The organism is Glaciecola sp. 1036 (assembly GCF_050306235.1).
Classification (GTDB): Bacteria; Pseudomonadota; Gammaproteobacteria; order Enterobacterales; family Alteromonadaceae; genus Glaciecola.
Map to the genome: position 1 here is coordinate 398,390 of NZ_JBLWFH010000002.1, position 24,350 is coordinate 422,739.

At 41.1% G+C, this 24,350-nt stretch carries 18 protein-coding genes; 14 read left to right on the forward strand and 4 right to left on the reverse strand.

Annotation, left to right across the window (positions count from 1 at the left end; translation table 11 throughout):
- The 12 genes from ACNKW3_RS04385 (at nucleotide 1) to ACNKW3_RS04440 (ending at nucleotide 16,628) form a co-directional block, all read left to right on the forward strand.
- Complete coding sequence (locus tag ACNKW3_RS04385) at nucleotides 1-1,230, forward strand: hypothetical protein (RefSeq protein WP_427398048.1); 1,230 nt, start codon at nucleotides 1-3, stop codon at nucleotides 1,228-1,230.
- Nucleotides 1,231-1,232: 2 nt separating this feature from the next.
- Nucleotides 1,233-2,546 carry a toll/interleukin-1 receptor domain-containing protein gene (locus ACNKW3_RS04390; protein WP_427398049.1) on the forward strand — a complete coding sequence of 438 codons (1,314 nt, stop codon included), beginning with the start codon at nucleotides 1,233-1,235 and terminating at the stop codon, nucleotides 2,544-2,546.
- A gap of 150 nt (nucleotides 2,547-2,696) precedes the next feature.
- Nucleotides 2,697-3,527 carry an S-formylglutathione hydrolase gene (gene fghA / locus ACNKW3_RS04395; protein WP_427398050.1) on the forward strand — a complete coding sequence of 277 codons (831 nt, stop codon included), beginning with the start codon at nucleotides 2,697-2,699 and terminating at the stop codon, nucleotides 3,525-3,527.
- A gap of 394 nt (nucleotides 3,528-3,921) precedes the next feature.
- Entirely contained in the window at nucleotides 3,922-5,577 is a 1,656-nt protein-coding gene (locus tag ACNKW3_RS04400) for a ribulokinase (protein ID WP_427398051.1), read from the forward strand.
- Nucleotides 5,574-6,269, forward strand: a complete 696-nt coding sequence (locus tag ACNKW3_RS04405; protein WP_427398052.1) for an L-ribulose-5-phosphate 4-epimerase — start codon at nucleotides 5,574-5,576, stop codon at nucleotides 6,267-6,269. The genes ACNKW3_RS04400 and ACNKW3_RS04405 overlap by 4 nt, the downstream gene beginning before the upstream one ends.
- Nucleotides 6,270-6,303: 34 nt before the next feature.
- A complete protein-coding gene (araA, locus tag ACNKW3_RS04410; protein ID WP_427398053.1) occupies nucleotides 6,304-7,803 on the forward strand; it encodes an L-arabinose isomerase in 1,500 nt (499 codons plus the stop codon).
- 109 nt (nucleotides 7,804-7,912) lie between these two features.
- The gene (locus ACNKW3_RS04415) at nucleotides 7,913-8,497 is read left to right on the forward strand and encodes an HAD family hydrolase (protein WP_427398054.1); all 585 of its coding nucleotides are present in this window, start codon (nucleotides 7,913-7,915) and stop codon (nucleotides 8,495-8,497) included.
- Between the two features lie 111 nt (nucleotides 8,498-8,608).
- The gene (locus ACNKW3_RS04420) at nucleotides 8,609-9,814 is read left to right on the forward strand and encodes an aldose epimerase family protein (protein ID WP_427398055.1); all 1,206 of its coding nucleotides are present in this window, start codon (nucleotides 8,609-8,611) and stop codon (nucleotides 9,812-9,814) included.
- Between the two features lie 43 nt (nucleotides 9,815-9,857).
- Nucleotides 9,858-11,786, forward strand: coding sequence for a family 43 glycosylhydrolase (locus ACNKW3_RS04425; RefSeq protein ID WP_427398056.1), 1,929 nt, complete (start codon nucleotides 9,858-9,860; stop codon nucleotides 11,784-11,786).
- Nucleotides 11,787-11,857: 71 nt separating this feature from the next.
- Nucleotides 11,858-13,195, forward strand: a complete 1,338-nt coding sequence (locus ACNKW3_RS04430; RefSeq protein WP_427398057.1) for an MFS transporter — start codon at nucleotides 11,858-11,860, stop codon at nucleotides 13,193-13,195.
- A gap of 24 nt (nucleotides 13,196-13,219) precedes the next feature.
- The gene (locus tag ACNKW3_RS04435) at nucleotides 13,220-14,164 is read left to right on the forward strand and encodes a glycoside hydrolase family 43 protein (RefSeq protein ID WP_427398058.1); all 945 of its coding nucleotides are present in this window, start codon (nucleotides 13,220-13,222) and stop codon (nucleotides 14,162-14,164) included.
- 22 nt (nucleotides 14,165-14,186) lie between these two features.
- Nucleotides 14,187-16,628 carry a beta-L-arabinofuranosidase domain-containing protein gene (locus ACNKW3_RS04440; RefSeq protein WP_427398059.1) on the forward strand — a complete coding sequence of 814 codons (2,442 nt, stop codon included), beginning with the start codon at nucleotides 14,187-14,189 and terminating at the stop codon, nucleotides 16,626-16,628.
- 68 nt (nucleotides 16,629-16,696) lie between these two features.
- Here ACNKW3_RS04440 and ACNKW3_RS04445 read toward each other — a convergent pair whose 3' ends face one another.
- Nucleotides 16,697-17,314: a hypothetical protein gene (locus ACNKW3_RS04445; protein WP_427398060.1), complete on the reverse strand. Its 618-nt coding sequence runs from the start codon at nucleotides 17,312-17,314 to the stop codon at nucleotides 16,697-16,699.
- Between the two features lie 78 nt (nucleotides 17,315-17,392).
- Nucleotides 17,393-18,418 carry an arabinan endo-1,5-alpha-L-arabinosidase gene (locus ACNKW3_RS04450; RefSeq protein ID WP_427398061.1) on the reverse strand — a complete coding sequence of 342 codons (1,026 nt, stop codon included), beginning with the start codon at nucleotides 18,416-18,418 and terminating at the stop codon, nucleotides 17,393-17,395.
- A 131-nt stretch (nucleotides 18,419-18,549) separates the two neighbouring features.
- Between ACNKW3_RS04450 and ACNKW3_RS04455 the strand changes: the two genes are divergently transcribed.
- Nucleotides 18,550-19,581: a glycoside hydrolase family 43 protein gene (locus tag ACNKW3_RS04455; protein ID WP_427398062.1), complete on the forward strand. Its 1,032-nt coding sequence runs from the start codon at nucleotides 18,550-18,552 to the stop codon at nucleotides 19,579-19,581.
- A gap of 194 nt (nucleotides 19,582-19,775) precedes the next feature.
- Entirely contained in the window at nucleotides 19,776-21,773 is a 1,998-nt protein-coding gene (locus ACNKW3_RS04460) for a putative bifunctional diguanylate cyclase/phosphodiesterase (RefSeq protein WP_427398063.1), read from the forward strand.
- Nucleotides 21,774-21,801: 28 nt separating this feature from the next.
- Here the strand turns inward: ACNKW3_RS04460 and ACNKW3_RS04465 are convergent, their stop codons facing one another.
- Nucleotides 21,802-22,323 carry a DsrE family protein gene (locus ACNKW3_RS04465; RefSeq protein ID WP_427398064.1) on the reverse strand — a complete coding sequence of 174 codons (522 nt, stop codon included), beginning with the start codon at nucleotides 22,321-22,323 and terminating at the stop codon, nucleotides 21,802-21,804.
- Nucleotides 22,324-22,497: 174 nt separating this feature from the next.
- The gene (locus ACNKW3_RS04470) at nucleotides 22,498-24,126 is read right to left on the reverse strand and encodes a sodium:solute symporter (RefSeq protein ID WP_427398065.1); all 1,629 of its coding nucleotides are present in this window, start codon (nucleotides 24,124-24,126) and stop codon (nucleotides 22,498-22,500) included.
- Nucleotides 24,127-24,350: the final 224 nt, after the last annotated feature.

A 24,350-nucleotide genomic window follows, 5' to 3' on the forward strand; every position in this document is an offset into this window, starting at 1 on the left:
ATGAGTGAACAAACAGTGGATAACCAAAATATGCATGAAATAATAGATGCTTGCCCACGGTTAGACGTGAACAAAGAGTCTTTGTTCCAAAAGGTGGAAGATTATCGCGATCAAATATATATGTTGCTCAATGATGCTTTAGTCAAACTGAGAATTAAGGGGGAAGTGACTAAGTCGGCCCCTTATGAATATAACACTAGGGTGCTAATTCGATTGTGGAAAACCAGCGACAAGGATTCTTCTCGCCAGCATCGTGGGGAAGCGCAAATAGACATTATCGCAAAACCATCCTTTCGGTATCCCATTGTGGTAGAAATTAAAGCGACTTCAGGTGGTAAAAAGAGAACGCTTAAAAGAATCACTGAATTTAACGAAACCTCTGCCTATGATCTTATAAGTTTTATCTCTGCCCCTAGTCAAAAGTTACGTAAAAGTAACTATAAGCGTCACGGCATCATATTCGATAAAAATAAAGTCAAAAAACGTCCTGGCGCCACTTTAGTCGCGGTTTTTGGTTTTTTACCAATGATAGGCGCATTTGGATTGGCCATTCACCCTGGTTTAGGTGTGGTGACAATACTGGCCTGTAGTATTCCACTTATTAAATTAATCTTTGCGCCGGTACGTGTTGAAGCTATAGGCCGCCCACCGCAAAATCCGAGAAATTTAGTGCGAATGGATTCTTGGCAAAGTGTGATTATTGATCTTGGAGAGCTCGCAAAACAAGTGCGCACTGATGTATTTCAAGAACTCGTCGACGGCAAACATCCAGATGCATTAATTGAATACGAAGAAGTGTCATATTTGGCGAATACGGGTAAAGCAAACCGTACGCAAATTGTTGTTAATTTTCGACGCGCTATCGCCTTTATTGAAGTGCATAGCTATGGCAATGACTTGTATGTGGATTGGGAAGCCTATTTAAACTTAGGGGTGTGGGATGAGCAAAGTACAGGTGTTGGTTATGATGCAACTAATGAAGTTAAGGTCGAATACAAAGATGTGCAACGCTCGTTAGAAGCTTTAAATGAATATGACATCTCCGATGCTAACTTTCTTATTGAGTGGGTGCATGCTTGTTTAACGCGTGTTGTCCGCAGATTGAAAAAAGAAAAGAATATTGATCAAGAATTTGATTTTCAAATTCAGCGCAGTGACCGCCGATCAGTGCTTAGAGAGGGGGATTCTAAGGCTAAATCAGGTAGAAAAGGATTCCTTCGTAGGAGCTAATTATGTCGTATTGCGCAGTTTATGAATTCGATAGTTTTGATTTAGTGCAGATTGGCGCTTGCATAGGTAGTGCAGATGAATCCCAGTCTAAGCAATTGTTGCTTTGGTTAGAATCTCAGTTACATCGATTGCAAGAGTCGAGTTTATCTCTACGTTTAGATGTGAAAAAAGGCAAGATTAATCGCACCATTCGAATTGCGTTTAAAGGTAATCAAGCGCAGGCTTTTGAGCTTATTAATTTGCTTGAAAGACAAGCGCTTGTGGAAAAGGTTTTTACTGACAGAGTTGGGTTCGATGAGCAATTTGCTCAAGAATTTACCCATATGGCAATGGTCCCTAATCAAGTATATATAGCTGGCAAAGTTGAGTTAGTGACAGACTATGTGTTACTGACAAATCTTGAGGAAATTGTCACCAGCTTGACCATGAGTCAGGTGGATTTTTGCTACCAATTAAACTTCGGATTAATGACTGATAGCAATGAAGTGAATCGATTTATTCGAAAATCAATAGTGCAACTTGAAGAATCACCGGGTATTCCTGCAAAGTTAGTCCAACAGCAACGACGATTTGCAGCTAGAGCTCAAAAAGCCCATTGGATTGGTGAAGAATATTTTGCTTGTAGTACAGAACAAGGTATTCAATATATCGGTGATCTAGTCGAAGAATATTTTGCCGACGAGAACGCAAAATTTGGTTATCCCAATGTAGCGCTAGCCCAAAATGATGAAGTGGCTGACCAATTCATCTCGGGACTGCTTGCTCGTGCCTTTGAATCTCTTTCGATTGCACAAGAAGCCAGTCAACTTATCAGCACTCAACAATTGTCTAATGCCTTAACGCTTTCTGTACCTTCACCTGAAATTACAGAGCAGTCGATAATGCCCCAAGCGGTATCTTCTCAAGGTAAATGGGATGTTTTCCTCAGTCATAGCAGTAAAGATCATTTAACCACTAAAGCGGTTTGCCATTATCTTGAGTCTCAAGGGATTCGTTGTTGGATGGCACCTAGAGACATTCCCGTTGGTGATTTGTGGTCACAAGCTATCATGCAGGGAATCAAGGGCAGTAAGGTAACAGTGCTAATCTTCTCTGGTCCCGCTAATGAATCACGCTATGTGCTAAGGGAAATAGAGCAGAGTGTTACGCTTAATATGCCGATTTTACCACTGAGAATTGAAGATTTGCCTCCTTCAGATAGTTTGAGCTTCTTTATCTCTAGCCATCATTGGTTTGACGCTGTAAATGAACAATTAGAAGCTAAATTACCAGAATTAAAAGCGGCGATTCTGCCACATTTAGCCGTTATCCAATAATTTGAATTGTACGGCAAAATATCTTTGCTGAGAGTAAACCAGTCGGGGTATTTTCCACTATAACTGTTAAGCTTAAATTTAAAAAATATGTTGGAAAAATATAATTGTAATATCAACATGTGAACAATCGAATAAGGTCAATTATCTAAAATGAGCGATTCTCTCGAACAATTAAGTGCAGTACGCTGCTTTGAAGGTACGCAATACCAGTTTAAACATAAGTCCGACTGTCTAAATTGCGACATGCAGTTCAGTGTTTATCAGCCTGATCCTAATTACGACAATGGGAAGGTTTTATTGTGGCTAAGTGGACTAACCTGTACTGATCAAAATTTTGTCACTAAAGCAGGGGCACAGCGAGTCGCGTCTGAATTGGGTATTACCATTGTTTGTCCAGACACAAGCCCTCGCGGTGAGGAGGTCGCCGATGACGCCGCCTATGATTTAGGTCAGGGTGCAGGTTTTTATGTCGATGCAACCCAATCGCCTTGGGATGCGCATTTTAAAATGTATTCTTATATTACCCAAGAGTTGATGGAGATTATTCAGACCCACTATGCCAAAGGCAATAAAATAGCCATTTCTGGACATTCCATGGGTGGCCACGGAGCTTTGATCTTTGCTATCAAAAATCCACAATTATTTACCTCTGTCAGTGCATTTGCGCCTATTGCAAATCCTTCGCAGTGTCCTTGGGGAGAAAAAGCGTTAGGGGCATATTTGGGTAGCGATCAGCAACAATGGTTAGCCTATGACGCCACAGAACTGCTGAAAAGCGGATCTACTAAATTTGATTTACCTTTGTTGGTAGATCAAGGAGACAAAGATAACTTCTTAGATAGTCAGAAGTTAACTAAACCCCTTGAAGCAGTGGTACCCACCGATGCCAACATCCGCTATCAACAAGGGCATGATCATAGTTATTTCTTCATTGCGACCTACATTGAAGATCATCTAAGGTTTCACGCCCAGTACCTGTAAGTTAATCAATTAAAGCAGTAACGCATTTCAGTTGCTGCTTTTAGCACACCCACAATCTGCGCAATTATTTATACTATAATAGTAAACCGATCTGTCGCGTATTCATCTGCAATCAGTCAAAATTTTAGCCAGTGTCACAGCTTGTTCAGGATAAAAAGTACTCGTTCCCTTTTTCAATAGGTCTTTTTCATTCTAGAAAATAATAACGACAAGACTAATAAAAGTAATTACAAGTACCTTAAATATAAAGCTTTTTGGTTTTAAGAAAACACCTCAAGATGATAGAATTATTTTCATAACATCTTTACATTTATTTAAATATTGCTATTATCATACAATTAATTTTGATTAACTGTTTGGTTGATCATTTGAACGCAAGATTTTAAAGGTGTTTATGCCACAGTATACTCTTGGCCTTGATTATGGGTCAGACTCAGTCCGCGCACTCTTAGTTGATGTTAGTTCTGGTGAAGAGCTTGCAAGCCATATGGTCAATTATCCAAGATGGACTCAAGGACTATATTGCGCGCCTGATATTGATCAATATCGCCAACATCCTCTCGATTACATAGAAAGTTTGGTTGAGGTAGTCAACGCCTTATGGCAAAAGGTGCCTGCTGGGACTGCTGAAAATGTAATTGGAATGAGTTTTGATACCACAGGCTCTACGCCGGTGGCAATTAATGAAGAGGGGACACCTCTGGCCCTAACGGAGGCCTTTTCAGATAATCCAAATGCCATGTTTGTGCTTTGGAAAGACCACACCGCAATTGCTGAAGCTGCTGAAATTACCAAAGCCGCCAATCAAAATGATGTTAATTATCTTGCTTACATGGGCGGTATTTATTCCTCTGAATGGTTTTGGGCAAAAGCTCTTAAAGTGTTCAGACAGGACGCAAATGTAAAGGCTGCTACTTATAGTTGGGTTGAACATTGTGATTGGATGACTGCTTTGATGTGCGGTACCACGCATCCCAAACATCTCACGCTAGGAAGATGTGCTACCGGGCATAAAGTAATGTGGCACGAAAGCTGGGGAGGCTTCCCACCCAATGAATTTTTCACCAAAATCGATCCTTTGCTTGATGGAGTGGTTGATACCTTAAATGCCTCAACCAAAACCAGTGATCAAGTTGCGGGTCACTTAACCTCAGAATGGGCTGATAAATTAGGTTTACCTAAGGGTATTGCTGTGGGGTATGGAGCTTTTGATTGTCATATGGGAGCGGTAGCTGCCAATGTGAAATCAGGCGTACTAACCAAAGTAATGGGGACATCCACTTGTGACATCACTGTCACTTCACCACAAGAGTTAGGCGACACCTGTGTGAAAGGCATCTGTGGTCAAGTGGACGGTTCTGTGATTCCTGGCATGATCGGACTTGAGGCGGGACAATCTGCGTTTGGTGATTTATATGCTTGGTTTAAAAATGTTGTCCTATGGCCAACACGACAATTATTAGATGCTAGTGACGACTCTCAACAAGCACTTTTGTCTACCTTAGAAGACAATATTTTAGCTAATTTATCTAAAGCGGCGTCTGAGTTACCGGTCAAAACCTCTGACATTACAGCACTAGACTGGGTCAATGGTCGACGCACTCCTGATGCCGATCAGACAGTAAGCATGGCATTAATGGGCATAAAGATGGGGGCAGAAGCTCCTCACTTGTTTAAAGCATTGGTTGAAGCCACGGCATTTGGCTCTCGCGCCATTACCGAACGCTTTGAACAAGAAGGTGTCGCCATTAATTCTGTGGTTGTCATCGGTGGAATTTCCAAAAAATCTGATTATGTAATGCAAACATGTGCTGATATTTGGAATTGCCCAATTGACGTGCTTGAAAGTGAGCAAAGCTGCGCACTAGGTGCTGCCATTATGGCATCAGTGGCTGCTGGGTATCATAAATCAGTGGCGCAAGCACAAGCAGCCATGGCGTCGCCTGTATGCAAACAATACATGCCAAATCCTGAACGGGCCCAATTATACAACGCGTTATATGCAAAATACCAAACCCTAGGTGCCTTTGTCAGTGGAGAAAAAGCATGAGTTTCACCGAATTAAAACGTCAGGTTTATGAAGCTAACATGGAACTTGAGCGACGTAATCTAGTGATCTACACCTTTGGTAATGTGTCGCAAATTGATCGTGAAAAAGGCGTCATTGGGATCAAACCCAGCGGCGTATCCTATGACCAAATGAAGCCAGAAGACATTGTTATTGTCGACCTCGACAATAATATCGTCGAAGGGAACATGCGGCCGTCTTCTGACACCAAAACTCACACACATTTATATCGCCATTTTGATGCTATCGGCGGCGTGACTCATACCCATTCAACCTATGCAACCGCATGGGCGCAAGCGCGTCAAAGCATTCCCTGTTTAGGTACTACACATGCGGATTATGTGCATGGTGAAATTACCTGTACAAGGGATTTAACTGACCAACAAGTTAACGGCGATTACGAAGAAGAAACCGGTGTTCAAATCACCGACGCATATGCTGAACGAGATCCTATGGCAGCGCCTATGGTGATAGTTGCTGGGCATGCGCCATTTACATGGGGCAAAGACGCAGCGCAGTCTGTTTACCACGCTGCCTTGTTAGAAGAAATTGCTCGTATGGCTTATTTAACAAAAACATTAGATCCAAATGCAGCACCGCTAAAGCAGTCCATTTTGGATAAACATTATTTACGTAAGCATGGCAAAAATGCCTATTACGGACAGTCAAAATAGTGCTGCACCAGCAGTAATTAAGAGGAAATAAATTATGACGACTGAGGTAAAAGAAGTATGGTTCGTTACCGGCTCACAAGATTTATATGGGCCTAAAGTACTTGCCACAGTAGCCAATAACAGCGAAGCCATGGTGAATGGCTTAAATAAAGTCGCAAATTTACCAGTAAAACTGGTGTGTAAACCCACAGTAAAATCACCTGAAGAAATTTACACTGTTTGCCAGCAAGCGAACAGTGATAGCAAGTGTGTTGGTTTGATACTTTGGATGCACACTTTTTCACCAGCGAAAATGTGGATTGGTGGATTAAACGCGCTTCAAAAACCTTGGCTTCATTTACATACACAGTTTAATGCGGCGCTGCCTTGGGCTGACATTAATATGAATTATATGAATACTCACCAAAGTGCCCATGGTGATAGAGAGTTTGGATTCATCGGTACTCGTATGCGCCAAGAACGCAAAGTCGTTGCTGGACATTGGGAATTACCAGAAGTACATGGACAAATCGATGATTGGTGTCGTGCAGCACTGGGCTGGGCAGAAAGCCGTTCTCTTAAAGTCGCGCGTTTTGGCGATAATATGCGCCAAGTTGCAGTAACTGAAGGTGATAAAGTAGCGGCTCAAATTCAGTTTGGATACGAAGTGCATGCATACAGCGTGGCTGATTTGGCCGAAGTGGTAAATCAAGTTACAGACGCTGATATTGATCAGCAAATAGAAGCTTATCAGCAAGATTATGTGATTTCAGATGACACTTGGAAACAAGACTATCATGTTGAAATGATCAAAAATGAAGCCCGTTTAGAATTAGGCATGCAACGTTTTCTAGACGACGGAGGGTTTAAAGCTTTTACTAATTGTTTTGAAAATCTATCAGGACTAACTGGCTTACCCGGTTTAGCTACCCAACGTTTGATGTCAAAAGGTTATGGATACGGCGGCGAAGGCGACTGGAAGACCGCGTCCATGGTACGTATTCTAAAAGTCATGGGTGAAGGTCGTAAAGGCGGTTGTTCATTTATGGAAGACTACACCTATAACATGGGCAAGGTAGACCAAGTATTAGGCGCTCACATGTTAGAAGTTTGCCCATCTATTGCGTCGGCTAAACCGCGTCTTGAAGTCCATAAACATACCATAGGTGTCAAATGTGACGTTGGTCGATTATTGTTTACCGCGGCGGCTGGTCCATCAATTACGGTATCTCCCATTGATTTAGGTAACAGATTCCGATTAATTATAAATGAAGTCGAGACTGTTGCACCACCTGCAGATTTACCAAATCTTCCAGTTGCTTCTGCTTTGTGGGAACCTAAACCAAACTTATCTGTAGCATCAGCTGCATGGATCCATGCGGGTGGCGCGCACCATTCTGCTTATAGTCAAGCGGTTACCACAGATATGGTAGTCGATTTTGCTGAAATGGCAGGTGTAGAGACCATTATTATAGATGCTGACACTACTATTCGAGGTTTAAAATCAGAACTTCGTCAAAATGCCGCTTATTATTATCTTAAGCAAGGCGTCTAGCTGTACCTTTGTACCTTAAAGGTTGAGTCTCTGTGTGTATAATAGAGTTTTACTCGCAGTTGACTCACCAAGGTGATGAATCATCTTCATCACGAAAATAGGATTAGGAATGATAGATTTAAGTGCCTATCAAGGCATAGTGTTCGATATGGACGGTACATTAATAGATTCAATGGGAGCTCATATTAAGGCATGGGAAAAGACTTGCCAGCAATATGGTTATCCGTTTGATGAAGCCTACATGCACGGTTTAGGCGGAGTGCCAACACGCAACACAGTGGTATTGCTAAATGAGAAGCATCAAATGTCTTATGATCCAGATGAAGTCGCTAAAACTAAGCGCCAGCACTGGCTAGATATGCAGCATAAACCTGAACTGATTGCATCCACAATAGAGGTGTTTAATCACTATCGCCCAAGCATGCGAATTGGAATAGGTACAGGTGCGGAAAGGCCCCATGCAGAACATTTGTTAAATCAACATGGTTTGTTAGAACGGATCGATGCGTTAGTAACTGCAACCGATGTCACTAATGGCAAGCCAGCGCCGGAAACCTTTTTGCGAGTAGCAGAAGAAATTGGTGTTTCCGCGCATAAATGTGTGGTGTTCGAAGACACTAAAATAGGACAAGAGGCAGCACAGCGTGCTGGAATGGATTGTATTTTGGTCGTCAATGGTGAAATTCAAGCTTAATACATAAACGAATATTTAACCAAATTGTTAAATATTTATAAAAGAGCTTGCGTTTCTAAACTTAAATTATAATATAAAAATATATTTAAAAGTTAAAAAAAGGTTAACATAATGACGATTTCTGAAGCCAACCTTTCAATGCCGCTAGTGTACAATAAACCTTTGAATTCACTTAAAACTGCTTTGTGCGCAGTATTGAGTCTTTTAGTTTTTTCAAGCCCAGTTTGGGCTGATTCACATTCAGGACATGCAATGACTAATTCGCCGACGGTAAAATTATCTCCTTACGGTACTCTAGAAGATGGCACTCCGGTTGTTAAAGTCACCCTTAATAATGGTAAGGGTGTGGAAGCCGATGTTATTAGCTATGGTGGTATCATCACACGACTAACGACGCCAGATGCTAAAGGCAACTCAGGTAATATTGTACTTGGTTTAGATTCTTTAGAAGACTATGTCGAAATGAATCCATATTTCGGTGCTATTATTGGACGTTATGGCAATCGTATCGCCAATGGCAACTTCACATTGTTAGGCACCGAGTATCAATTAGCTAAAAACGACGGTGACAATCATTTACATGGCGGCGTCCAAGGCTTTGATAAAAAAGTCTGGAATGTGGCGCCTTTTGTCACTGAAAACAGCGCAGGTGTTACCCTAACCTTGACGAGTCCAGACGGTGATCAGGGTTACCCTGGTGAGCTTGAGGTGGAGGTGGTTTATAGCCTCAACGCGAATCAAGAATTAGATATGCAATTTAGAGCCACCACAGATAAAGCCACTTTGGTGAATCTTACCCAACATACTTACTTCAACTTGAAAGGTCAGGGTTCAATACTTGATCATCAATTACAGATTCCTGCTCAGCAAATTACCCCTGTAGGTCCAGGCTTAATTCCAACCGGTGAGCTAGCCTCTGTTAAAGGTACTCCTTTTGATTTCACTGAATTTAAAGCCATAGGTAAAGATATTGAAGCCGATGATGCGCAACTTAGATTGGGTAAAGGCTATGATCACAACTATGTGTTGAAAAGTGAAGCTAACGATACACTCGTCACTGCAGCCAAGGTATATGAGCCATCAACAGGCCGAACACTTGAAGTACTTACCGAAGAACCTGCTGTACAGTTTTATTCAGGAAACTTCTTAGACGGAAGTACCCAATCAAACGGAACTGCCCATGAGTTTAGAAGCGGTTTTTGTTTAGAGCCTCAGCATAATCCAGATTCTCCCAATCAGTCCGAGTTTCCGTCGACAACCTTAATGCCTGGAGAGCTTTATTCAACAAGGATTGTCTACACATTCGGCACTAAATAATTAGTCACTATTAGCCTGTAAATTTAATCAAAAGGGGTTATTCATGATGCTATCACCTTTACGAATAGTAAGTCTTAGTTGTGTGTTATTTGTGCTTGTCGCTTGTGGCGGTACTTCAAAACAACAGGCTTCCATTTCAGAAGCGGATGCGACACCAAATGAACAACTCCCACAGGAACTTAAAAGAGGTGAGTTTACTAATCCTTTGTTCCCTAATGGCGCTGATCCTTGGTTAGAATATTGGGATGGAAATTATTATTTAACCACCACCACTTGGACCAGCCAATTAGTAATGCGAAAATCGCCAACCCTTGCTGGTTTGGCAACCGCAACACCGGTGAATGTCTGGTCTTCTACTGACCCCGAGCGCTGTTGTAATTTTTGGGCGTTTGAGTTTCATCGTCTAAAAGGTCCCAACGGTTTTCGCTGGTATATGATGTATACCGCAGGTCAAGATGGTACTTTAGATCATCAACACTTAAACGTATTAGAAAGCGTTGGTGACGATCCCATGGGGCCATACGAATACAAGGGTGCCCTTATGCCCGACGTATGGAATATTGATGGTAATTACTTACAAACCGATGATGCTTTATATGTCATTTACTCTCAATGGCAAGGGGATGAGCAATTAAATATTATTGCCGAAATGGAAAATCCTTGGACCTTAAAAGCGGATGTTGAACATACCATTATTACTCGTCCTGAACTCGATTGGGAAATCAGCGGTCGCAAAGTAACCGAAGGTGCTGAAATTTTGCAGCACAACGGCAGAACTTTTATGACCTATTCAGGTAGTTTCTGTAATACGCCAGACTATAAGCTCGGATTGCTTGAACTTGTAGGCGAAGATCCCATGAATGCTGATCATTGGAAAAAGTTTAAACAGCCGGTGTTTGAAAGAACAGAAACTGTGTTTGGACCGGGCCATAACGGCTTCTTTACCTCGCCAGATGGCACCGAAGATTGGCTTGTATATCATGGTAATGATTCGGTTGAGCACGGTTGTAGCGCTACTCGTTCCCTTCGAGCACAAAAGTTTACTTGGAATGAGGATGGCACACCTATTTTTGGCAAACCCCTAACACCAGGTGTTGTTGTAGCCCCTCCTTCTGGTGAAGATGGTCCATTAGTTACTCGCGTGCAAGGTCAACGTTATCATCTGGTCAATGCAACCAGCGAACTTTGCTTAGACACTTCCCCTGATCCTCAGAGCAACCGTGCTATTCAACGTGCTTGTACAGGCACTAATGGTCAATGGGTGCTGGATGCAACCGACAGCGGATTCGTAAGGTTGGCAAACAGAGAAGACAGCAAATTTTTAGAAATCACTGGTTGTAGCGATGCAAATAATGCACAAGCTCAAACCGCCGCTTGGCGCAATAATGATTGCCAGCAATGGAAGGTAGCTCCAGGACAAGACGGTCATGTCACTATCGTTAACCGCGAAACACAAAAACCTTTAGCTGTGGCAGGTTGTTCCGCTGGGGAAAATCAAGCGGTGTTGCAAGGCGATGCGGCTTGTGATCAATGGCGATTACAACCTGTAGGTGAGGTGGCGTTGGTCAGTCAACAAAGTGGCAAAACCCTATCTATAGAAAGTTGTGAAGATCACATTGGCAATAATATCGAACAACAAGCTTATACCTATGCGGCCTGCCAAAAGTGGGTTTTTTCTCCTACTGATACCGGATTCATGGCGTTAAAACCAAGCCAAGACAGCGAAGCCTGTGTCGGGGTTGAGGACAATGCCGTAGTACCCGGTGCGAATTTGGCGTTGACGTCCTGTTCAGAAAAAACCGCTCAATGGCGTATTCGTCCGGTAGATGGCGGCGGCGTCATGTTGATGAATCGCTATATCCGTCAAGCAATGGGACTTGCCAATTGCGGATTAGCAGAAGGAACAAATGTAGCGCAACAGCCAGATTTAGGCACAGATTGCCAAGTGTTTCACTTACGCGAGCCCAATTAACAGGCTTTTATAAGCAAGGTTACTGACCACGAGAGGTTGGTGGTTTATGTCTTTATATCGGAATTAGAAGTATGCAATCACAAAAATTATCGACGGTAGAAAAAGTGGGTTTTGGCGCTGGAGATATGGCAGTAAATGTCATGGTGGCGGCATTGTTTTACTTTATGTCGTTTTTCTACACGGATGTGTATGGCCTAAAACCGGTAGATATGGGCATTTTATTTCTTGTTGCACGATTTGTAGATGCCTTTACAGATCCCTTAATGGGAATTATCACTGACAAGGTGCGAACTCGATGGGGACAATTTCGTCACTGGTTCCTATTTTTGTCGGTTCCATATGGTTTGTCTGTTGTCTTGCTATTTACCACACCGGATTTTGATTACAACATGAAGCTGGTGTGGGCATATGTGACCTATTTGTTTGCGACCTTGATGTTTACCGGGGTGGCAATTCCTTATATTTCTTACATTGGTGTGCTAACCGCCGATCCAAAAGAACGTTTATCCGCCAATGGTTATCGAATGTTTTTCGCTAAAATTGCCAATGTGGTTATTGTGTTTTCTGTGCCTCTATTAGCTAATAATTGGGGTAATGGCAGCATAGCTTCGGGTTATCAGCTGGCGATGATTTTAGTGTCGGTTTGCGCGGTTGGACTTTTCTTATTCTGCTTTTTCACCACCAAAGAGAGAATCACGCATTCAGGTGAACAAGAGAATATTTTAAAGCAACTTAAAGTACTGCTTAAAAACGATCAGTGGGTGTTGTTATGCATAGCTTGTGTGCTTGGTACTTTAGGTTATGCAATTCGTGGCAGTGTTGCTATGTATTATGCTACTTATTACCTGGGTGCTCCTGATCTCGCTGGGACTTTCACCAGTGCAGGCATTGCAGCCTCAATCGTATCTATGGTGGCCAGTACTTGGATCACCAAGCGCTATTGCAAAATAAAGCTGTTTAGATACTCCCAAATTGCTGTGTTATTTATCTCAGTTGCTATGTACTTTGCGGTGCAACCTGGGGATATTATGTTAGCTTTTATTCTCTACATATTATTATCTTTTGTAGTTGATTTACATGCTCCCGTATTTTGGTCGGCCATCGCTGAAGCGGTTGACTACGGAGAAATCAAAGACAAAGTGCGCGCCTCAGGATTGTCTTTTGGCGGCATCTCTTTTTGCCAGAAAGCCGGTGGTGGATTAGCAGGTTTAACCGGCGGTTTATTGCTCGAATTTTATCAATACCAACCCAATGTCGCACAAAGTGATTTTACACTAACAGGTTTAGCACTAATGCTAACCATAATTCCTGGGGTGTTTCATGCATTGCTGGGCTTTGTTTTATTTAAATACAAAATTACCGACGGTTATTACACCAATATGGTGTCGCAACAGCGTTTGCCTGAATAACCCTTATATTAAATAGGTAACAATATGACAGATATTCCAAAACCTTTAATTCCTCAAAGAGCAGATCCTTATGTACATAAACATACGGATGGCTTTTACTACTTCACTGCTTCCGTACCGGCTTATGACGGCATTGAATTAAGACGAGCGACCAGTTTACAAGGTTTGGCAGACGCAGAAACTGTGATGGTCTGGACTAAACCAGATACCGGTCCTTACAGTGACCTAATTTGGGCGCCTGAGATTCATTTTAATGAAGGGGCTTGGTACGTGTATTTTGCTGCAGCACCGAGTCGTGAAATCAAATATGATTTATTTCAACATCGTATGTACGCCATTAGCTGCAAAGACGATAATCCATTAACTGGTGAATGGACCTTCTGCGGACAGATTGAAACCCCTTGGGATACCTTCTGCTTAGATGCCACAACTTTTTACCACAACGACGAACTCTATTATTGCTGGGCGCAAAAAGAACCAGGAATCCGAGGTAACTCTAACTTGTATTTGTCTAAAATGGCCAGCCCAACACAAATTACAGGTGAAATAGCGCGCTTAACCATTCCTGAATTACCTTGGGAGATAGTTGGATTTTGGGTGAATGAGGGGCCTAATGTTCTCAAACGTAATGGTAAGATTTTTTTAACTTATTCAGCCAGCGCCACTGATGAAAATTATGCCATGGGACTGCTTCATGCATCCCTCGACAGTGACCTCTTAGATCCCAATTCTTGGACCAAAGAGCAGTCTCCGGTATTTTTGACCAATGAGCCTTTAAGCATGTTTGGGCCCGGTCATAACAGTTTCACCCAAGATGAAGATGGTAATGACATTCTGGTCTATCACTGTCGTCAGTATACCGAAATAGAAGGCGATCCCTTATGGAACCCTGATCGACATACCTTTATTAAAAAACTGCGTTGGGATGACAATGGCATGCCAATTTTCGGTAAACCCGGAGAAGATTAGGCGCTAAGAGCAAAGGCAGAATATGAAATTTTCTATATTGGTAACAGCGCTGCTGACCATTGTAATTGGAGTGACGGGTTGCAACACTAAGTCGTCAGACTCAACATCGAATAATGAAGCTTTAGTACAGATTGACGAGCAGCAAAGGTTGTTTAGCTTACATCAGGTTTCCTTAACAGAAGGGCCTTTTGCACACGCCCAACAGACCAATATCGAATACCTATTAGCAATGTCTCCGGACCGCTTATTAGCGCCCTATTTAAAGGAAGCTGGAATTGAAGCTAAAGCGCCAGCCTATGGCAACTGGGAAAGTTCAGGTTTAGACGGCCATATCGGTGGACACTATTTAACCGCTTTGAGTTTAGCTTGGGCTGCAAGCGGAGAACAAAGCATAAAAGAACGCCTTGATTATATGGTGGGGCAATTGTACCAAGCGCAAAAGGCCAACAAGGGGTATTTAGGTGGCATCCCCAATGGTAAAGAAATATGGGCACAAATACGCGAGGGTAATATATCGGCAGGTTCATTTAGTTTAAATAATCGCTGGGTACCACTTTATAACATCGATAAAATTTACCACGGTCTTTATGATGCCCATGTGATTGGGAAAAATGACTTAGCAAAAAGCATGTTATTTGATTTGGGCGAATGGATGTTAGAGGTAACTCAAAAGCTTTCCGATGAACAAATTCAGCAAATGTTGCATTCAGAGCATGGTGGTTTAAATGATGTTTTCGCCAAAATGGCCGCGCTGTATGACGATTCTCGATTTTTACATTTGGCAGAAAAGTTTACCCACCAGAGAATCTTACAACCTTTGATGGCACAAAAAGATGAACTAACTGGATTACATGCTAATACGCAGATTCCTAAAGTTGTCGGAATTATGCAAATTGCGGGCATGAATCAAGACGAAGCTTGGGTCGCAGCTGCGAAGTATTTCTGGGAAAACGTAACCCAAAAGCGGTCGGTTTCCATTGGTGGCAACAGTGTAAAAGAGCATTTTCACGATGCAGATAACTTTACTGCCATGATAGATGATATTGAGGGGCCTGAAACCTGCAATACCTACAATATGCTTAAATTGAGCAAAGCCCTTTTCCTGCATACCGGAGACACTAGGTATCTGGATTATTACGAAAAAGCGACTTACAACCATATTCTTTCATCTCAACATCCAGACCATGGCGGTTTGGTTTATTTCACCTCAATGCGTCCTGGGCATTTCAGAAAATATTCTTCAGTACATGATTCTATGTGGTGTTGTGTCGGCTCGGGTATTGAAAATCACAGTAAGTACGCTGAGTTGATTTACACCCATAATGATCAGGCACTATGGGTCAATTTGTTTATGGGATCACTGCTTACTTGGGAAGATAAAAACCTAAAATTAGAGATGCAGACGGCGTTTCCAGATAAGCAAAACGTGACCTTAACGGTGAACGCGAAAAATGACGAAAAGCTCGGACGTTTTACTTTGAATTTACGAGTACCTGAATGGATTCAAGGTGACTTTGCAGTCTCTATAAATGGCAATAGAGCCCAAGGCATTAAAAAACAAGGTTACCTAAGCTTGCAGCGAGAATGGCTGAATGGTGACAAGATTACTTTTTCATTAAATGCCCAATTGATAGTTGAACAATTGCCTGATGGCCAAGATTATTATTCCATCACTTATGGACCTGTGGTGTTAGCAACACCAATAGCTGCGTTTGCAGAGGAAACATTAAACCTGATTTCCGGGGATGGGCGAATGGATCACGTGGCTGTAGGGGCTGTTTGTCCTCCAGAAGCTATTCCAGTGATGTTGGACGAACCTGAAAAATTTATACAATCACTAACCCGTACATCAAGTGAACAGTTAGTATTCCAAACGGATTCTAGGAATGCAGTTGTTGCACAAAGTTTCTTAGATAATAAGCAGCCGATTTTGGTGCCGTTTTTCCGTTTGCATGATAGTCGTTATCAAGTGTATTGGCCCCAGCAATCTCCACAGGGATATGATAATTTTATTGCACAAGCAAAACAAAAAGCGGCGTTTGAGCAAGCAATTGAATCTATAACAATTGATCAAATCACTCCGGGGCAACAACAACCGGAAGTTGAGCACAATTTTGCTGGCGAAAATACACGCGCTGGCGTGAACGAAGGAAGACATTGGCGCGCCGCTCAAGGATGGTTCTCATATGTTCTAGACAACCAAGCAGGTGATGCCAAAAGTGTACGTATTACCTATTCTCGAAAGGATGTTTGGCGTCATTTTAGTATTCTTCTAAATGATACCGAAATTGCCAAAGTTGCCCTTCCAGTCCCCAATGAACAAGCGGAATTTTATTCAGTTGATTATCCTATTCCCGAAAATTTACAATCTCAAAAATCATTGGTCATCAAGTTCGAAGCTAACCCTGGTTCAACTGCTGGTGGTATATATGGCATTCGTTTGTTAAGAGAATACAGTCAGTAAGAGGCTGTGTTCTCGACATACATATACAACTTAAAACCGAACTAACAATGGAGCCGTAGTTCATTATTTTAATATCTGAGCACAACAAACCCTAAATAATAAAGGCCAAAGCCTACAAACAAGCAAAACGCCACCTGATAATAATTAACAACAGGAGGATTGGTTTTAAAATATTGGTCAACGCTTTGGATCAAAGTAGATAAATAACTTGGACTTACTTGATTGTCAGGTTTTAGTACAACTCTACCATTAGCAGTCGAGCTCGAGATTGAAATAGCACCAGGGCTATCGATAAAGCTGATTCGGGATTGCTTTTTATCGTAATGAATTTGATTCTCAGGCACCGAGGAATAAATAGCATTTAAAACCGCCTTTTCGTCTACAAAGTGCAATACATAATAAGTGGAAGTGACAAAGCGCTTTATGAATATCACCAATAAGAAAATAACCAACAATGTAAAAATTCTATTTATGGTTGTTGGCGATATATCGGTAAATGTAGAAGGCTTTAAGACAATGCGATCCACAGCAAATAGCGTTAGGGCACAGAAATAAAAAAGTAAATAACCACGAACAGTATTCGGAGAAAGTATTGGAGGTCTTTTCTTAAAGAAAACCCAAAGAGCAGAGGCTATAAAAATGGTTCCTAGCACCACAGAGAGCCAAAATGTTATTGAATAATGCATTACGTTTCCCTACGCTTAATTAGCACATGTACACGAGTGTAGATGAACTTATAAAAATCGCAAGTCACCTGAACAAAGCTAGGGTTTAAGTGCTGTTTTTCTATGATCCAAATCGGTAGAGTCAACAACAGGCCACCCATCTTCCCACGTCATGGGCAATATACGTAATTTCTGTTTACCGTTATCGGCCGTTTCATAGGCGTGAAGTACTAGATAATCCTTGCCGTCAAAGGTATAAGCTGCATTATGGCCAAGGGCCACCCAGTTGTCATTACCCTCAATAACTAGTGTGCCTCCTCCTTGATTCATCGGCTTACCCTCTTTATCGATATAGGGGCCGGTAACAGATTTTGAGCGACCAACACGCACATTGTAAGTGCTATCCATTCCGCGACAACATTTATCAAAGGACACAAACAGATAATAATAGTCGTTCTTTTTGAAAATATAAGGTGCCTCAATTGCCCCTGTACCTGCATTCGCATCGTCTGTAGAACTGGATGGGCGCTTGGCAATGGTGTGCCATTCTTGCGGTTCGGCAATGCGCACTAAATCATCTTCTAATTTTACGAGTTTTAAACCTTCCCAAAATGAGCCAAAACTCATCCATGCATTGCCTTGTTCGTCTTCAATAATTGCCGGATCTATCGCATTCCAATGATCGCGGTTGGGAACGGATTGTAGGACTATTCCGTGATCAACCCATTGATATTCAGGTGACTTAGGGTCAAGGGTTTTATTCACCGTAACCCCAATACCTGAAGTATTTTTACCAAATGCAGAAACAGAGTAATAAAGATAAAACTTACCATTTTTCTGGTAAATATCAGGCGCCCATAAGTGGCCATTAAAACCTGGCGCTACCCTTTTCGCCCAGCTAGGCTCATCTGGAAACACTCTACCTACAAGCGACCAATGAGTAAGATCTTTGGAGGCATAATAAGTAATTCCAGGCCCTGTACTAAAAACGTAGTAGGTATCGCTTTCCTTTGTCATTACAGGATCATGTACTTCTACTTGCTTGGCGTTTGCGCACCCCAACAGGCTAAAAGTCACTATAGACACAAGCAAACGAAATAACAGGTTTTTAGAAATTGCTTTCATAATAAAAATAGTCCAGTAATCAGAAGTCAATTTTATAAAAAAAATAATTGTAACAATAAAGTGAATTAATTTGTATTACAATAATAATATTGTTAGCCTTTGTGTCCTAACAATAGGATTTTGAGGAAGTTATGCGCAAACGGTTAGCTATACTTTTTTTGATAAATTTTTTGGTATTCCCACCCCTAATACAAGCTTCAAGCGCGCTAGGTGCTTCAGATAAATTAGCCCCAATCGATAATCCTATTGTGCCTCAACGCGCTGACCCTTGGCTAGTTCGAGATACTGATACCGGCTGTTACACTTTTATAGGCACATCTCCTGGTTTTAACAATATTGAGCTGCGACAAGCTTGTCGTTTGAACGACCTCAAATTTGCGACGCCAAAAGTGATTTGGAGCAAAAAGCAATCTGGCCCCATGAGCGCAAATATTTGGGCGCCGGAATTACATTACATAGATGATGCTTGGTATATTTATTTTGCTGCGGGAGATGTTGCCAAACCCTTTAGTATTCGCATGTATGTGCTTAAAAATGAAGCTGAGAATCCCATGCAAGGAAGTTGGCAAGAAATGGGGCAGATTAAAACCCATGTAGATTCCTTTGCGTTAGACGCCACAACGTTTGAACATAAAGGTGTGCGATATTTAGTATGGGCACAACAAGATGCTGAAGCTAGTTATAATTCAGCGCTTTGGATTGCTGAAATGCAAAGTCCTACTGAAATTAAATTACCAGTGACCTTGTTAACCGAGCCAACTTTAGATTGGGAAATTCAGGGTTACAAAGTCAATGAAGGGGCCGCAGTGATTCACCGTCATGGCAAAGTACTGATAACGTATTCGGCAAGTGCAACCGACCATCGTTATGCTATGGGATTATTGTGGGCCGATGAAGATGACGACTTATTAAATCCCAACAGTTGGCATAAATCTGAAATGCCGATTTTTGACACTAATGAAAGCGTTGCGCGTTTTGGTCCGGGACATAATAGTTTTGTTAAAGCAGAAGATGGGGTAACAGATTTACTGATTTATCATGCCCGAGACTACAAAGAACTAAGAGGTACACCACTTACAGATCCAAATCGCCATGCTAGAGCTAGAGTAATTTATTGGGATGCTAATGGTTTTCCAGTTTTACATTCACAAAATCTAGACTAATACTTATTACATTATATTGTTGGGACAATGTTATGGTATTAATTAAATTATGCGCATTGTCGATACAATAATGGGAAGTATTAAGCTTTCATTAGCTGGAGACAATCCTCATCATTGCCACGAATACGCCAAGGCTACTTGCTCAAAGCATAATAGCTATATTTGTTAGTTCAATACTACTTATTTTAGTATTTGTGTCTGGCGTTTTCGAAACCCAAATAAGATTATTTGATAAATATTCACCTCATTCTGCTCAATTAGCTGTCAATGGTAATTCGACTGCTACGGCTGAGATCAAAGATAACAAGCTCTACGTCACCTGTATCGCTAAAAATGCAGGGAAATATGATGTTTGTGGGGCTTCCTACATATTGGTAGAAAATATAGAGCAGGGCATAGATTTAAGTAATTATTATGCAGTTTCGGTTGATATGAATGTCACCAAGCCGGCGCCAGAAGCTAAAGTTAAGTTTTCAATACGCACATTCAACCCTGCATATTCCGAATCAGATAGACCAGACTCCAATAAATATAACAGCATTGTGCTGACACCTTCGGTTGACTTAAAAGATACCAAGGTGTTACTTAACTATTTTCAGGTTGAGAGTTGGTGGGTTCGTGAAAACAATATTGCATTTGAAGACTCTCTTTTAGATTTTGGCAATGTCATTGGCATTGATTTTATCAACAATAATGTTGAAACGGATGGCATTTACCATATCGAAGTCAACAACGTCGTTTTTTATCGGCATCTTTTAAGCACAAGTGAGTTATTAATCCTAGTAGCTTTAATGTGGCTATGCATTATCGTACTTCTTATCAAGCGTAATCGAATTTTATTGCATGAAAGGGCAACTAAAGATCATTTGACCAATATTGCCAACAGAAATGGACTTCAAGAATGGATAGATAAACTTAAAATTAATGACAAGAACCCGGTAAAAATGACCATGTTTTATATGGACATTGACGACTTCAAAAAAGTCAACGACACCCATGGTCATGCAGCGGGAGATGTCATTCTGAAACACTTTTGCCGAGTTACAAGAAAAGTTCTTAAAGATTGCAATAAAACACCCAATATTTTCACACGATTATCAGGGGATGAATTCGCTATTTTTGCTGTAAACCTAACTCTAATTAAAGCTGAAAAAGTCGCAAAAAAGATATTTAAAGGGTTAGAAAAAAGTGTCTCTGTGTCCAACAATGAAATAAGGATTAGCACTAGTATTGGAATTTCACTTAAAGTTGTTAGCAATGATAGTTTTAAAAAGCTAATCGAAGAAGCCGATTTAGCGATGTATTTGGCAAAGCAAAATGGCAAAAATCAATATAAGATTTATGATGAACAGGTTGAGCGTCAGGCTACCAGTCGAAAATCACTAGCAAGGTTGATTTTGCAGGCGATTCAGGATAATCAATTTGATCTTTTGTTTATGCCTATCTTTGATATTGGTTCTCGGCAAGTACGAGCAGTTGAAGTTATGATACAACCCATATCCCTTGAGTTGAAAGAGTATAAATCAGAAGAATTGATACCCATAGCTGAGGAGTACGGCTTGATACAGCAGCTAGATTACTGGGTAATGCGCGAAACCTTTTCAATTTTGAAATCAAATAAAGCCTTGATAGAGAAACTTGGTTTAACCTTTAGAGTCAATGTTTCCACCTTAGACTTGCAAACTGATGAATTTAACGCGGTTGTATTGAAACTAATGGAGGATTACAACATTGCTCCTTCGTTTTTTGCGTTAGAGGTTACCGAAACTGCGTTTGAATCCAATTATGCAAACTCAGTTAAAATGCTAAAGGAACTGAGCCAAAAGGGTATTGCAATAGTGTTAGACAATTTTGGTACAGGTTACACATCTTTGACGCAATTGGCGCATTACCCCATATCAGGTATTAAAATCGATAAATCCTTTATACAGATGTTTGCCACCAACAACCCCAAAGGCATTGCGCTGATTCGTTCCATTATTCAAATTGCCCAAGTTTTTGATTTAAGTATAACCGCTGAAGGCGTTGATACATTGGAACAATTTTACTTTCTTGAAAAGGAAGGTTGTCATCATATTCAAGGCTCACTGTACTCTCAGCCTCTTAGTTTGGAAGACCTAATAAGAGGATTACGTAATCAAAGAGCTTTTAGTGATCCAAGTAGTCAGGACCAAAAAGCCGACAATAATTAGTGTCAACTTTATGATTTTTAGACTACTGTCAAAACGGATTTAATGTATAACCCTGCTGTTGCAATATCGCATGAGCAGTCATTGCTGAAAGCGCCATTTGCACTCCAGGAATGAGTTGAGATTGCTCTACCTTGTTGTGCATCGCTGATTGTCCACAAACAAATACTTGGGTGTTGTTTTCTAACAACTGCGTTATCAGAGACTCAGACCCATTATCAACCTCAAATCGCTTTTTAAATTCATCATTTGATAAAACATCTAGAGTGGCACCACCGTGTACTACCAAGGCTAATTGAATGTTTTGAGCTTTGACGCCGTGAGCAAGGTGCATATTAATAAAACGCGCTAAAGAATTGATGTTGTTGTTTTGTTTTCCAGATTCAGCTCCTTTGGCAACATCAAAAGCAATTTTGAATTTGGTATTTTCATCAATAGGAACATGATCAGGTACCTCATAAAAGTAGCCAAAATCTTTAATTGCCGGTGGTGTGTCTTCAGCGTGTATGCTGAAAGATAGTAAAATAAGTAGAGCAGCAGATATATGTTTCATAATGGAGCCGTAAGAAAATAATGGAGCCGTAGTTCATTTAAAAAAGGAGCCGTAGTTCATTATTCCACTACCTATGCTAAAAACCTAGGAATTTTCCAGGAATAATGAACTACGGCTCCTTTTTTAAATGAACTACGGCTCCATTTTTACCGATCTATCATCTCCGCTTCAGTGTTACCAGAAGCGGTAGTAGATGAAAATGGTGATACCGATAATACCTGCGGTATGGATGTAATCCCACTTATCTAACCCTGCGATAACCTCACGCATTGTGCTCTTACCTAAGGTTGAGAATGTGAGACCCTGCAGTTTTTCATCACTGGCTTTTGGTGTAACCATGCTGATAACTATCATTAAAGCGGAGACAATCACAAAGAGTAAAATACAGTAGTACAACCAATTCATATCTACTATCCAATGTACTGGGGTATCGGTTAGCCCGTCTTTGAATGGTAATAGCACCAAGCGAAGCATACCTAGTACAAAACCAGCGACTAGACCAATAAAACCAGCGGCTGGTGTGATGCGTTTACTCAACAATCCAAGTAAGAATACTGCTGCAATGCCAGGAGCAATTAACGATTGAACGCTTTGTAGATATTCATACAGAACATCCGCAATTAAACTCATCACTGGGATCCACAAGATACCTAAAACTACAATGACCACGGTGGCAATACGACCGACGCGAAGAAGTTCTTTCTCACTGGTGTCAGGCTTGAATTTTTTATAAAAATCAATTGTGAACAAGGTTGCTGAAGAGTTAAACAGAGACGCCAATGAGCTCATCAAGGCCGCAACTAAGCCTCCAATCACTATACCTTTAACCCCAGCAGGTAAAAGTTCTGAGACTAGAGTAGGGAAGGCTTGGTCCGCACTTTCATAGGTAATGATGCCCTTAGCGTTAAGTGCGTAAGCAATCATGCCAGGTACTAGGAAGATAAACACTGGTAGCAATTTTAAGTAACCGGCAAACATGGTCCCACGTCTAGCTTCTTTAATACCTTTTGCTGATAAGACGCGCTGAACAATGTATTGGTCTGTACACCAATACCAAAATCCAATTATGAAAGACCCAAAAATAATCCCTGGCCATGGGAATTCACTATCACTGGCAGAACGAATGAGATGCATATTCGCGTCGTTTAAGCGCTCAACTTCTGCCCAACCACCGACCTTATCTAGTCCCACAACTAGGATAACGACGGAACCTATGATCAAGACTGGAGTTTGCAAAACAGAGGTCCACATTATGGCTTTCATACCGCCTAATACAGTGTATAAACCTGTAATAATCACTAAGCCAAGGGCCGAAATCCAAAAGAAATCTATGCCCCAAATGCTATCGATACCTAAAATGGTTTTAAAGGCAATGCCCCCAGCATAAACAGTTACCGCAACTTTAGTGAGAACATAACTGACCAGAGAAATTACCGATAGAAAAGTACGAGCGGAAGATGTGTAACGACGCTCCAAAAACTCAGGCATGGTGTAAACTTTACTGCTCCAATAAAAGGGAACAAATATCCAGCCTAAGAGTAATATTATCCAAGATTGTAACTCCCAGTGGGCCAGCGCCATGCCTGATTGGGCTCCAGCTCCCGACAGTCCAACTAAATGCTCTGAACCAATATTCGAAGCAAATATTGAAGCACCGATAACTAACCAACTGGCGTTCCTGCCTGCTAAGAAATAATCAGCAGTATCTTCTTCTTTTTGGCGCAAGGACATTGCCACTACGCCGATTAACAACACAAAAAATCCTGCTAGGACTATCCAGTCCAAAGTACTTAATTCAACCATAATGCTTCCGTTGACAGATAGTGGGGTAAGAGTTCACTTTCTTGTTAGTAAATATTTTTAAAATATTATAATATAAATCAAAAAATAGAAAGTGTACTTTTAACTAAAAGTTAACATTTTTTTATGTATCCAAGAAGATGTATAGCCTGGCTTAGCTAAATTTTATAACGGCGATCACACATAGCGTTGTAATCTTCAAATAAAGCTATAAATCTTATAAAGTT